At 34.7% G+C, this 13050-nt stretch carries 12 protein-coding genes; 1 reads left to right on the top strand and 11 read right to left on the bottom strand.

Features of this window, described 5'->3' with window-relative positions; all coding sequences use genetic code 11:
* Together I2490_RS02095 and I2490_RS02090 are read right to left on the bottom strand one after the other, a co-directional pair.
* A partial coding sequence (locus I2490_RS02095) for a GGDEF domain-containing protein (RefSeq protein WP_206458136.1) occupies window positions 1–837 on the bottom strand: 837 nt, incomplete at its 3' end.
* Window positions 827–1531, bottom strand: a complete 705-nt coding sequence (locus I2490_RS02090) for a lytic transglycosylase domain-containing protein (protein ID WP_206458135.1) — start codon at window positions 1529–1531, stop codon at window positions 827–829. The genes I2490_RS02090 and I2490_RS02095, both read right to left, overlap by 11 nt.
* A gap of 148 nt (window positions 1532–1679) precedes the next feature.
* Here I2490_RS02090 and I2490_RS02085 point away from each other — a divergent pair, with 148 nt between their 5' ends.
* Complete coding sequence (locus I2490_RS02085; protein WP_206458134.1) at window positions 1680–2342, top strand: Crp/Fnr family transcriptional regulator; 663 nt, start codon at window positions 1680–1682, stop codon at window positions 2340–2342.
* A 1-nt stretch (window position 2343) separates the two neighbouring features.
* Here the strand turns inward: I2490_RS02085 and I2490_RS02080 are convergent, their stop codons facing one another.
* The 9 genes from I2490_RS02080 to I2490_RS02040 form a co-directional block, all read right to left on the bottom strand.
* Window positions 2344–3534, bottom strand: coding sequence for a CaiB/BaiF CoA transferase family protein (locus I2490_RS02080; protein WP_206458133.1), 1191 nt, complete (start codon window positions 3532–3534; stop codon window positions 2344–2346).
* Between the two features lie 65 nt (window positions 3535–3599).
* Window positions 3600–5204, bottom strand: a complete 1605-nt coding sequence (locus I2490_RS02075; RefSeq protein WP_206458132.1) for a sensor domain-containing diguanylate cyclase — start codon at window positions 5202–5204, stop codon at window positions 3600–3602.
* 152 nt (window positions 5205–5356) lie between these two features.
* Window positions 5357–6481 carry a carboxynorspermidine decarboxylase gene (gene nspC, locus I2490_RS02070; RefSeq protein ID WP_206458131.1) on the bottom strand — a complete coding sequence of 375 codons (1125 nt, stop codon included), beginning with the start codon at window positions 6479–6481 and terminating at the stop codon, window positions 5357–5359.
* A 16-nt stretch (window positions 6482–6497) separates the two neighbouring features.
* The gene (locus I2490_RS02065; RefSeq protein ID WP_206458130.1) at window positions 6498–7700 is read right to left on the bottom strand and encodes a saccharopine dehydrogenase family protein; all 1203 of its coding nucleotides are present in this window, start codon (window positions 7698–7700) and stop codon (window positions 6498–6500) included.
* A 59-nt stretch (window positions 7701–7759) separates the two neighbouring features.
* Window positions 7760–8614, bottom strand: a complete 855-nt coding sequence (speB, locus tag I2490_RS02060; RefSeq protein ID WP_206458129.1) for an agmatinase — start codon at window positions 8612–8614, stop codon at window positions 7760–7762.
* Window positions 8604–9455, bottom strand: coding sequence for a polyamine aminopropyltransferase (gene speE, locus I2490_RS02055; RefSeq protein ID WP_206458128.1), 852 nt, complete (start codon window positions 9453–9455; stop codon window positions 8604–8606). The genes speB and speE overlap by 11 nt, the downstream gene beginning before the upstream one ends.
* Window positions 9456–9462: 7 nt before the next feature.
* Window positions 9463–10917, bottom strand: coding sequence for an aminotransferase class I/II-fold pyridoxal phosphate-dependent enzyme (locus tag I2490_RS02050; RefSeq protein WP_245157055.1), 1455 nt, complete (start codon window positions 10915–10917; stop codon window positions 9463–9465).
* Between the two features lie 18 nt (window positions 10918–10935).
* Window positions 10936–11733, bottom strand: a complete 798-nt coding sequence (gene speD, locus I2490_RS02045; RefSeq protein WP_206458127.1) for an adenosylmethionine decarboxylase — start codon at window positions 11731–11733, stop codon at window positions 10936–10938.
* Between the two features lie 529 nt (window positions 11734–12262).
* A partial coding sequence (locus I2490_RS02040) for an N-acetylmuramoyl-L-alanine amidase family protein (protein WP_206458126.1) occupies window positions 12263–13050 on the bottom strand: 788 nt, incomplete at its 5' end.

Below are 13050 nucleotides of genomic sequence, written 5' to 3'. Positions count from 1 at the left end.
TTCTGAAAAATAAGTGCGGAGCATTTTAGATAATCTGGTTAACACTTCATTCCCTGTTGAATGTCCATAAGTATCATTAATTTTTTTAAAATCATCCAAATCCAAAATTGCTAACGCAGTAATCTTTCCTTTTGATAAGTCTTCTTTTAATACTGTATCGACATAGGAAAAAAAAGTATTTTGATTATACAGTCCTGTAAGTGAATCTTGCTTTACTTGCTCCCGCAAAGTTTCTTGAAGACGATATCCAGATCGAAGATAAATCAAATTTTCTTTATTGTAAGATATCAATACCTGGCAAAGTAAATAAGAAGCAAATAAGATTGCATAAAATGAAATTAAATTAATAAAAAAAATCTCTAACGACTCAGTTGTAAGAAAAAAAGAATGTATCCAACATAAAGAAGAAAGGACTACATTACTTAAAAATACAATTTTCGTTTTTTTTACTTCTCCAAATAAGGAAGCTACCATAATCGGTATTGTATAGGATGCATATACAATAAAAATTGCATCATGAAAATAAGTAATAACAAAGCACATAGCCGACCCTGTTATTAAAATCGAATTATTCTTTTGGCTGGTATTTCTGCTTTGAGAACGTTGACAGATTGAAGAAAAAGAAACAAAAATAATATTAATTAAGGATGGAAGAAAAACGTAATGCCATAAATATTTTGGCTCTGTAATACTTACGTGAAAAAGATGATTATTTTTTAAGATATAAAAAACGGATACTTCCGTAATAAACTCAATTAGGACAATACCCCAGAAAAGATTTGAAATCTGCATTCTTCTCTTTTCTAGAGTATGACTCCACCTATTATTATGCTCCATTATTAAAGTCTCCTGTTTCGGTCAAGTTTCCAAGGCTATGGCTAAGAATATTCATACGTAACGTTGCTTTTAATATTTCCTCATACGAAATCATGAGCAACTTATCTATTTCAATGTTTTGTTCAAATGGCATCATACTTTGTAAATTCTTATTTTGGTTTACATTATCAACGGATAATCCACCTTCCATATATTCTATAACTTTATTTATATAATTATGGGTTTCTTCAAACGGAGGTATTCCTCTGTATTTTTTTACGTTACCACTACCCGCATTGTACGCAGCTAACGCTAATTTTATATTTCCCCCATACTGCTTCAATTTCTGTGATAAATAGTTGGCTCCTCCAAAAATATTTTGTTCTGGATCAAAAGCATCTTCAACTCCAAGCGCAGCTGCAGTCTTTGGCATTAACTGCATGACACCTTGTGCACCACAATGAGAAACCGCATTTATATTAAAATTTGACTCCGCTTTCGCTACCGCTTTTAACAAATTTAACGGCACTTGATATTTTTTAGCAGCACGTTCGAAAATAGATTCCAATTCTATGTTTTTCTCTTTCATTTGAGATGAATGCATTTCTTTATTTAAAACATCCAAAAAATCAGAATGAACAATCTTTTTATCCCGTTCTTTTAGCTTTATTTCGTGCATATTGCTGATATATGAAAAATTTATTATTTGACTCATTTTTTTCTCCTAATTGCTCAATCGACTTTTTTCTATATTACCGTTTTTGCAATATAAGAGCAACCTATTTTATTGACTTAATAAGACAGTTCTACTATACTGAATAAAAAATAGTTTTGCTGTTTTTAAACCAAAGGGGTGCGTGCTTATGAATCTTAATTCATCTATCGTAAGATCTTGTCCATTATTTTCCCAAATAACTGAAAACGAAATGGATTCAATTTTAAAATGCTTAAGCGCGAAAAAAAAAGTATATCAAAAAAATACATTTATTATTTCCATGAATCATCCAGTTTCAATGATTGGAGTTATTGTTAAAGGAAGTGTAAATGTAGTCAAAGAAGATTTTTGGGGTAATCGAACCATACTTACACGTCTAAGCAAAGGCGATCTCTTCGGAGAAGCTTTTTCTTGTGCGCAACTTCAATTCTATCCCGTCAGTGTTATTACAACAGAAGAAACAGAAATTTTGTTCCTTGATTATAAAAAAATAATAAAGACTTGCTCCTCCTCCTGTAGATATCACATACAATTAATCCAAAATATGTTGCAAATATTAGCAAAGAAAAATATCTTACTTACACAGAAAATAGAACATATTACAAAGCGTACCACAAAAGAAAAACTATTATCTTATTTATCCTCACAAGCAATTCAGGCACATAGTCAATCCTTCAAAATCCCATTTAATCGTCAAGAGCTCGCTGATTATTTATCCGTAGATCGAAGCGCCATGTCAAATGAACTTTGTAAATTAAGAGATGAAGGCTTATTAACATTTCACAGAAATTACTTTGAATTAAAAGAATGAGTTATCCTATAATCTCATCTTGTACCATCTCTTTAATTTCATCTTCTGTAAACCCAAGAGAAGTCAGAACACTGTTCGTATGATGTCCTAATGGATAACCTCCATGCTTATATTCAATTGGGCATTCAGAAAGCTTAATTGCTGTCCCCAATTGTTTGATGGATTTCCCTTCACCAATCGGCAAAGAAACATCGACGACCATTTCTCTAGCCTTAGTATGTTCATCCTTTAATAGAGCTTCCTGAAGCGATAACACTGGTTCAACACAAACTTCTTTCCCTTTAAATATTTCGAGCCATTCTTCCATAGTCTTACTCTTTATAACCGCTCTAACATCATCTTTAATCACTTCAATCTGTTCCGGCCATACGGTACCCTCTATGTATTGCGGTCGGTTAATACAGAAACAAAACTCTTTAAAAAATTGAGGTTCCAAACATCCAACGCTCAAATATCTTCCATCCTTTGTTTCATAAAAATCATATAAGCATCCACCATTTAAGCGTTCGTCCTCTCTCTCAGGCTGCTTACCTGTGGCAAGAAATGCAGTTCCATCCATTGCAAGAAAAGGAATGAGTCCATCAGACATTGCAACATCAACAAATTGTCCTTTTCCGGTATTATTTCTGAAATGCACCGCCGCTAAGATTCCCACAACGGAATTTAAGGAACCAACTGCAAGGTCCGCAATTTGCATATTAGTAAGTACAGGCCCGGTTTCCTTTCGTCCGGCACATGACATATTACCACTACGCGCCAAATAATTAATATCGTGTCCAGCTTTATTCTTTAACGGTCCATTTTGCCCATATCCGGTAAGAGAACAATAAATCAGTTTTGGATTGATTTCCTTAAGAGTCTCATACCCTAACCCCAATTTTTCCATAACGCCAGGTCGAAACTGTTCTACTATAATGTCATATTCCATTATTAATTTTTTTACAATTTCAATTGACTCTTGTTTTTTTAAATTTAAAAACATGGTTTTCTTGTTTCTTCCGAGCCATGCTTGATTTGCAGAAAGATTGCTATTATCATCTATAAATGGAGGATAATCCAAAACAATATCCGGTTTCTTTTTTGAACTTATCTTTAATACTTCTGCACCCAAATCAGCCAGCATAAGCGTTGCAAACGGCCCCGGTAATAACGTTGAAAAATCTAATATTTTTAATCCACTTAATGCACTCATGATAATTTCTTCCTTTCTATTAATAAAAATGTTAATTAATATGAAATATGCTTTATCAATTAATACTAAGAACGAATTACGTTTAAATTTTCCTTTATTCTTCGTTTTTCCTGATACATCTTTTCATCGGCAACTTTTATTAAATCATCCACTTGAGACATTTTAGAATTATTATAACTTACAATTCCATGACTCACACTAACCAAATATGGTCTATTTTCTGTTTCATTTATGATTTCATATCCATTTAAAATACGCTCCCATACCGTTTCAGCAAACTCAGCGGAAACGTTATGAAAAACAATCAAAAATTCATCGCCTCCCATTCGTATTACAAAATCATAATCACAAATCTCATTTTTAATGACATTAACAACTGTCAATAATAACTCATCACCATGTTTATGCCCTAAAGTATCGTTCACTTGTTTCAAGCCGTTTACATCAAGGAAACATAAGCTTACCAAAAAATTTTTTTTCTCGTCCGCCGGAAACAATCGATTGATTCGAGCAATTCCAGCCCTGCGATTATATACCTTCGTAAGTGAATCATATTCCGAGTAATATTTAATTTTTGAATAAGTTTTTCGATTAAAATAAACTAAAAATGCAACAATTATAGAAATTGCTCCCATTAATAAAAAGTACAATTCATTCTTTTGGAATACATCTAATATCAAAGTTTTTTTGTCATCAACAACCAAAGAACCTTCCTCTTCTGATCTTAGAACAGAAGAAATAATGTACCATTTTCCCGTAGCCAGATAAGTATTTTTATTCTTTATACTTTCAGCATGTCGATTGTATTTCTGTTCCAAATAAAGCGTCGTAAAGGTAAAAAGCCCATTATCGGTTACTACTTGCCCATTCCCGTTCTTTATCATTTTCCATTCTTCTGGATATTTATTTGAAAAATTATCTTCTTTACGTTGTTCAAACATAAAATTCCACTCTAATGTTTTATCTTCACAGGAAAGCCAATCCCCTTTGGAATTAATTAAGACAATTTCTCCTCGACTGTTTTCGGCTAAATTCCGAAAACTCTCTAAAATATTTTGAGCCAAATAGTTTAATACAATAACACCTTGTATTGTACTATTCTTATCATACACAGGAGTAGAAAGCCGGATCATTGGCTTGTGTGGTATTTCAATAATCCCATTTTCATTATTTAAATCCAAAGCGGATACATAAATACTCCCTTTTGGCAATACGATTGCTTCATAAAAATAATAACGATCCATTTTGTTTTGTAACTCGTTTTTAGGAACGATATATCCAAACTCACCCTTTAAATTAATTCTAATTTTTTCATCTCCCATAAAATCTATAAAACGGATTTGATCGTAAACCCCTTGGTGTGTAGAAAATTCAACCCAGTTTTTTGCAATTTCATCATATTCTTTTTCTTCCAACAGTTTTTCATCAAAAGCATGATAGAGATAATCTATGTCCGCAACAATAGCACTAAAATCCTTACCTAATAGGTCATTTTCCAGCTGTACGATTCGTAATTCATTTGTTTTTAACGATTCGAATTGTATCTCTCTAACTTGTCCTTCTATTAAAAACAATACAATAAACGACAAAAAAAATAAAAAAAGAAAAGAGACTGCAAAATATCCAAAGTGATAACTACGATTTAAAATTTCATTTGTATCATCCTTCAATCGTATCACCACCTCTCAATGCACCTGTTTTCTGTCCATATGGTGATTATAATGAAAAATAGGTTTCCCGTCAACGAAAAGTATGATTGACCATATGCCCTATTATAAAAAAAGCTTATACTGCGTTCACAGTATAAGCTTATGATTATTGTTTAGCTGAGTCGGCTTTTAAAATCCTCATATCCAAACGTTTTAATGATTTTTATATCTTCCCCTTTTTTTAATGCAATGGATGGAAGATTTATACCATTAAACGTATTATTTTTAACCATGGAATAAATCGCCATATCACAAAAACAGAGCTGATCACCAATTTGTAATGGCTGATCAAAAGAATAATCACCAATGAAATCTCCGGCTAAGCAAGTAGGTGCTCCTAAGCGATACGTATATTTTTTCTCACCTGGTTTACCCGCTCCTATTACTTCCGGACGATATGGCATCTCTAAAACATCCGGCATATGACAAGCTGCTGATGTATCAACTATGGCAATCTCCATCCCATTGTCAATTAAATCCAATACCGTTGTTACTAAATACCCTGCATTAAGTGCAACCGCTTCCCCTGGTTCCAAATAAACAGTCACTCCATAACGTTCTTTCATACGATGAATCAATTGAACAAGTGTCTCAATGTCATAATCCGGACGAGTAATATGATGTCCTCCACCGAAATTCAACCATTTCATTTTAGGAAGTATCTCCCCAAATTGTTTTTCAACTGCATCAATTGTTACTTTTAATGCATCTGAATTTTGTTCACATAACGTATGAAAATGAAGACCACTTATGCCCTCTAATTGATCTGAATGAAAATTCTTTTTTGTAATGCCCATTCTAGAATAAGGGGAGCAGGGATCATAAATTGCATGTCCTTCCTGCGTCGAGCATTCTGGGTTAATACGAAGGCCGCATTCTTTTTTTAATTCCATCGCTTTATGCTTATATTTTCCCCATTGAGAAAAAGAATTGAATATAATATGATCACAGATATTAAAAATCTCATCAATCTCTTCTTCTCTATAGGCTACTGAAAAAATATGATTTTCTAAGCCCATATATTCTGCTCCAAGTTTCGCTTCAAAAAGCCCGCTTGCAGTTGTTCCGCTAAGATACTTTCCAATCAGCGGATAAACTGAAAACATGGAAAAGCATTTTTGTGCAAGTAAAATACGGCAATCCGTCTCATCCATAATTTGCTTTAATATCTTTAGATTTTTTTGTAATAGATCTTCATCAATTAAATAAAATGGAGTAGGAATATTAAAATGTTTCATAATTATCCATTCTTCCTTAATCTACTAACGTCGGATCAAAATCTTCTTCCCATGGAAGTCCCCATTGATTTAATGCGTCCATAAATGGATCTGGATCAAATTGTTCAATGTTAAAGACTCCTTCCCCTCTCCATGTTCCATTCATAACAAGCATCGCACCAATCATAGCCGGAACGCCAGTGGTATAACTGATTGCTTGAGAACCAACCTCTTTGTAGCATTCCTGATGATCACAGATATTGTATAGATAGTAGGTTTTATCCTTTCCATCTTTCTTTCCTTTAAAGATACAGCCAATGTTTGTTTTTCCTACCGTTCTTGGTCCAAGGCTTGCCGGATCCGGAAGAACAGCTTTTAAAAATTGAAGCGGTACAATCTGCTTTCCTTCAAATTCAATTGGTTCAATTGAAGTCATTCCAACATTTTCAAGACACTTCAAGTGAGTAAGATAACTTTGTCCGAACGTCATAAAGAAACGAATTCTGTGAATACCCTTAATATTGAGAGCCAAGGATTCTAATTCTTCATGATGCAATAAATACATGTCTTTTTTGCCTACGCCTTTAAAGTCATACTCTCTTTTGATTTCCATCGGCTCTGTTTCAATCCATTTGCCATCTTCCCAATAGCTTCCATTTGCAGATACTTCACGAATATTAATCTCAGGATTGAAATTTGTTGCAAACGGATAGCCATGGTCACCGCCGTTGCAATCCAAAATATCGATTTCATTGATTTCATCAAAATGATGCTTCATTGCATATGCGGAAAATACACCGGTTACTCCCGGATCAAATCCACTGCCGAGAAGTGCCGTAATTCCAGCTTCTTTAAACCGTTCCTGATATGCCCATTGCCACTTATATTCAAATTTCGCCGTATCCAAAGGTTCATAATTTGCCGTATCAATATAATGTGTTTTCGTTTCTAAACATGCATCCATAATTGTTAAGTCCTGATATGGAAGTGCTAAATTTAATACTACCTCCGGTTTAAATTCATTGATTAATGCAACCAATTCCGCTACGTTATCCGCATCTACCTGTGCAGTATGAATTATTGTTTTTGTCTTTCCTTCTAACTCATTCTTTAATTGATCACACTTACTTTTTGTACGACTTGCAATCATGATTTCTTCAAAAACTGCACTGTTTTGGCAGCATTTATGAATTGCAACACTCGCAACACCGCCACAACCAATAATTAACGCTTTACCCATTCTCTTTTCCTCCTTGTTAGTTACTCCATTTACTTACTTTCTATAATTTATAAATTAATTTATTTGCTTCCAACTGCCAATAATAGTTCTCGAAGTATTTTACAAGCAACCGCTGTAGACGCTCCGCTAGGATCATAAATCGGAGCTAATTCATTAACATCCATACCAACAATGTCTAATACGGATACTTTTTTAATTGCCTCAAGTAATTCTTTAAACGTGACACCGCCAGCCTCAGGTGTTCCTGTTCCCGGAAAGACGGAAGGATCCAGCACATCCAAGTCAATGGTAAAATACACCGGATATCCCTGGCAGGCTGTTATTGCATCTTCCAACCCTTCAAAAGAAAACTTGTTAAGATTGGTGTGTTCTTTTGCCCATTGGAATTCCTCACGTTCTCCGCTTCGAATCCCAAATTGATGAATGCGGTCGTCACCCACTAAATCCCAAATTCTTCGAATTACGGAAGCATGAGACAAACGCTCACCCAAGTACTCCTCTCTCAAATCAGTATGTGCATCAAAATGAATAACACGAAGCTCTTTATAAGATTCAAACACAGCTTGTACTGCACCAAAAGTCACCAGATGCTCTCCGCCAATCATGCAAGGAATTTTATCAGCATGAATAATTTTATTTGTTGTTTCTTTAATTTGATCTAAAGCATTCGATGGATTTCCAAAGCTTAGCTCCAGATCACCGCCATCAAAAACGCTGATTTCCTGCAAATCTTTATCCTGATATGGACTATATGTCTCTAATCCAAAGGATTCACTGCGCATGGTTCTGCTCGCAAATCTTGTTCCGGGTCGGAATGAAGTCGTAGAATCAAACGGTGCTCCAAAGATAACAATGCGAGCATCCTCATAATTTGCATCACATCCAATAAAGGTTTCTATATTTTTATTCCACATCTTTTAAAAGCTCCTCTACATAGGTTGGTAATGCAAACGCTCCTGAATGAATCTGCGTATTATAATACCTTGTCTTTAAATCTCTCTTTAGCCATTTTTCCGCTAAAAAGTCTCTTGTCGGATGGTATTTCTTTGAAGCAAATCCAAACAGCCAATGTCCGGAAGGATACGTCGGAATATGTGCCTGATATACCTTACTTACTTCAAAGCTTTCTACAATTCTTTTATGCGCTCTCTGCATCGCAATGGCATCTTCCGGATAAAACGGGCTCTCATGCTGGTTTACCATAATACCGTCATCTTTTAATGCTTTGTAACAATTTCCATAAAATTCCTTTGTAAAAAGTCCTTCTCCCGGACCGAATGGATCAGTAGAATCCACGATAATCAAATCATATTCCTGCTGTTTTGTTCGAACGAACCTTAATCCATCCTGATAATAAATTTTTAGTCTTGAATCATCCAAACAACACGATGTAAGTGGTAAGTATTTTTTACATACTTCTACAACCTTCTCATCTATTTCAACCATATTCATTCGTTCAATGGTATCATATTTGCACAACTCGCGAATCACACCGCCATCACCCGCTCCAATTACCAAAACATTTTTTACATTCGGATGTACCGCCATTGGAACATGAACAATCATCTCATGATAAATAAATTCATCCTTTTCCGTTAGCATCATGTATCCATCTAAGGTTAAAAATCGACCAAATTGATTTGATTCAAAAACATCAATTCTTTGGAATTCACTCTGTTCAGAAAATAACTGACGATTTACTTTGATGGAAAACTTCACATCATCTGTGTGTCGTTCTGTATACCATAACTCCATGCTTCACTTACTCCTTTCCAACCATTACATTAATACGCTCAATCTTCATATCCTCAGGTCCGGTCATGAAACAACCTTTCCCTTTAGCATATTGAATGTAATTTAAAATATCTTCTGTAATTTGTTCACCCGGTGCCAAAATTGGAATGCCGGGAGGATAACACATGACGAATTCTCCACATACATACCCAGCGGTTTCCATAATCGGCAGTGATTTTTTTTCTCCGTAAAAAGCTCTCTGTGGAGTCGCTGCAACAATCGGGCTCATGTATTCGTGATCTAACATTCCTGCGCGGTCTTTTTTGTATCTGCGACGTATTTCAGCAAGTGCACTGACAAGACGTTCAATGTCACGTTCCCGGTCTCCTACAGAGACATACGCGAGTATATTCCCAATGTCACCAAATTCTATCTGAATACCATACTCATCTCTAAGCAAATCATAGACTTCAATTCCAGCCAGTCCAACATTCAATGTATTTACCGATAATTTAGTCACATCAAAATCATAAATAGAATCATGATTGATTCTCTCATTAGAATAGGCATAATAATCACCGATTTGATTGATTTCATTTCTTGCATAATCAGCTAAATATCTTACTTTTTTAAAAATCTCTTGTCCATTTAAGGCTAAATTCTTTCTAGATACATCTAAACTGGAAAGCAATAAATAAGAGCCGCTTGTTGTTTGGGTGAGATTAATGATTTGTCTTACATAGTCTGCATTCATTTCCTTCCCTAACAGCAAAAAGGAACTTTGCGTTAAGCTTCCACCGGATTTATGCATACTGACAGCTGCCATATCGGCTCCAGCTTCCATAGCAGAAATCGGAAGCGCCTCATCAAAATAAAAATGCGTTCCATGCGCTTCATCGGCTAAAACCAACATCCCATGCCGGTGTGCAAGTTCTACAATGCCTTTTATATTCGAACAAATTCCATAATACGTTGGATTATTTACTAAAATAGCTTTTGCATCTGGATTTTCTAAAATTGTTTTTTCCAATTCGCTCAGGCGCATTCCCAAAGAAATTCCAAGTTCATCATCAATATCTGGATTGACATAAATCGGAGTTGCTCCGCTTAAAATCAATGCGTTGATTGCACTTCGATGTACATTTCGTGGAAGAATGATTTTGTCACCTGTCTTACAAGCTGCCAGAACCATCGTCTGAACAGATGATGTGGTTCCTCCTACCATAAAAAAAGCATGCTCTGCACCAAATGCATCAGCAGCAAGTGCTTCTGCCTCGGAAATAACAGACACTGGATGGCACAAATTATCAAGTGGTTTCATGGAGTTTACATCAACTGACAGACATTTTTCTCCTAAGAAATCAGTCAGTTCTAAGTTTCCCTTTCCCCTTTTATGCCCAGGCACATCAAACGGTACAATACGATCTTTTTTAAATTTCTGTAAAGCCTCAAAAATCGGCATACGGCTTTGGTCTAAGTACATTTCATCCTCCCCTACTCTTTAATCAAAAATATTACTTCCGGTAAAGATTTCTATCATTTCCCTCCTCAGACTATTGGTAATATCCAATCTTGTTTTCGGAGGCAATTCATATACGTCTGTTTTAAACAAATAATTTTGTAAATCAATCTCTTTTATCAGCATCTTCGTGTGAAAAAGATTAGATTGATACACATTAATGTCAATGGCATCGTATTTCTTTAGTGTTTTATCATCAATGTAATCTTGAATCGAAGTCATACTTTGATCCATAAAAAGCTTTTTTCCTTCGATATCTCTTGTAAATCCACGAACTCTATAATCCATCGTTATGATATCAGAATCAAAGCTTTGAATTAAATAATCCAATGTAGACAGCGGTGTAATCTCACCACAAGTAGCCACATCAATATCTACGCGAAATGTTGCAATGCACGTATCCGGATGGTATTCCGGGTATGTGTGTACCGTAACATGACTTTTATCCAAATGTGCCAATACGGTATCACCTTTTGTTATGATTTCTTCTTCCACACTCTTACATGATCCCGAACGAATCATTTGTTCTTCTGCAAGCAAAATAGTGACGCTTGCTCCTTGCGGTTCATAGTCCTGCTTTGAAACATTCAATACATGAGCTCCTATCATTTCAGATACATGATAAAGTATCTTCGTCAAACGATCGGAGTTATACTGCTCATCAATATAGGCAATATAATCTTTTTGCTCTCTTTCACTTTTAGCATAGCAAACATCATAGATATTAAAGCTTAATGATTTTGTTAAATTGTTAAATCCATATAACCTCAATTTGCTCATTTCCTCATCCTCATTCTTATCGTTCCACAGGATATCCATTAATATTTTGTTAAATACAAAAAAACTCAAGCTTGATGATAAATTTCTAAACATCATTACACTTGAGTTTCAAAACTAAAATTGAGTTATCTATTTGAATTTACATTCGCATTTTATTAATCCAATGATAGCGATTAGAGTCTATATAGCAAGAATTACTTTTACTACTCTTATTGATTTTTCACAAGTGTGATGTGCCATCAAGCACACGGTTGTTTAGTGACCAACTCAATGTTGAATTATTGTAATCAACATCAACTTATAAAATTTGAGCTAAATGCTCAATCAATAAGGCAACGAAGTTGCCAACTCGGCATTTGACCTGGCTGTCCGCATGGCCATGATTCCTAAAATAGGAATAGTCAAAAATTCTCGCAAAAACCTCTAACTGCTTTTGCTTTTCCAATTATATATTAAGCTATTTTAAAATGCAACAATTATTTTACACCTTTTTCATTTCCATAATCTTCTTATATTTTTATTTTAATTACTAAATTAATTCATTAGCGTTATTTTGCAACAGGTATGCAACGACGCCTTCCGCAATATATTCTGTTACTTTTTTTTGATAATCCTCCGAAAAAATCAAACGACGATCCTCTAAATTCGTAACATATCCGATTTCAATTAATACTGCCGGAATTTCTGTTTGCCTTAAAACTTGTAAATCACAGTCTGCTACAATCCCTCTGCTTATCATTTCAACATCAGCACTTATCGTATCTTCTATCTTCTTCGCTAAATTTCTGCTTTCTTCTCCCCCAATTGATTTCTCTTCGTTGCACCAAATCTCCATTCCTCTTACAGAAGAATCTTCAAAAGAATTTTGATGTATGCTTATAAATAGATCTGGTTGCTCTTTTTGTGCCTTTATAACTCGTTCCTCTAAAGAAACATAACGATCGTCCTTACGAGTCATCCAGACACGAACTCCCTTTTTTTCTAAACTTCTTTGTATTTGAAGCGCAATTTTTAAATTCAGTTCCTTTTCCGGAATCTCTGCTTCAGTCGTTCCAGAATCATTCCCTCCATGACCTGCATCAATCATTACAGTTCCCAATAACTCAGAATTATTACTCCATATATTTTTAAAAACAGTACTTTCTCCATTTTCATACTTAATAAAACCAAAATGAATCATTGCATTGCGTGCGGAATAAATAAGTAGAATACTTAATACAATAAAGATCAAATTCCTGCGAATTTTTTTTCTTTTTAATCTTTTTCTTTTTATTCTTTCCCTACGAATTTGTCTGCGTTGGCTTGGTTCTAGATTTT

The sequence above is a fragment of the Anaerovorax sp. IOR16 genome (genome assembly GCF_017168145.1).
Lineage (GTDB): Bacteria > Bacillota > Clostridia > Peptostreptococcales > Anaerovoracaceae > IOR16.
The sequence above is the reverse complement of the archived record's forward strand: the minus strand, read 5'-3'. Positions and strand labels throughout refer to the sequence as shown.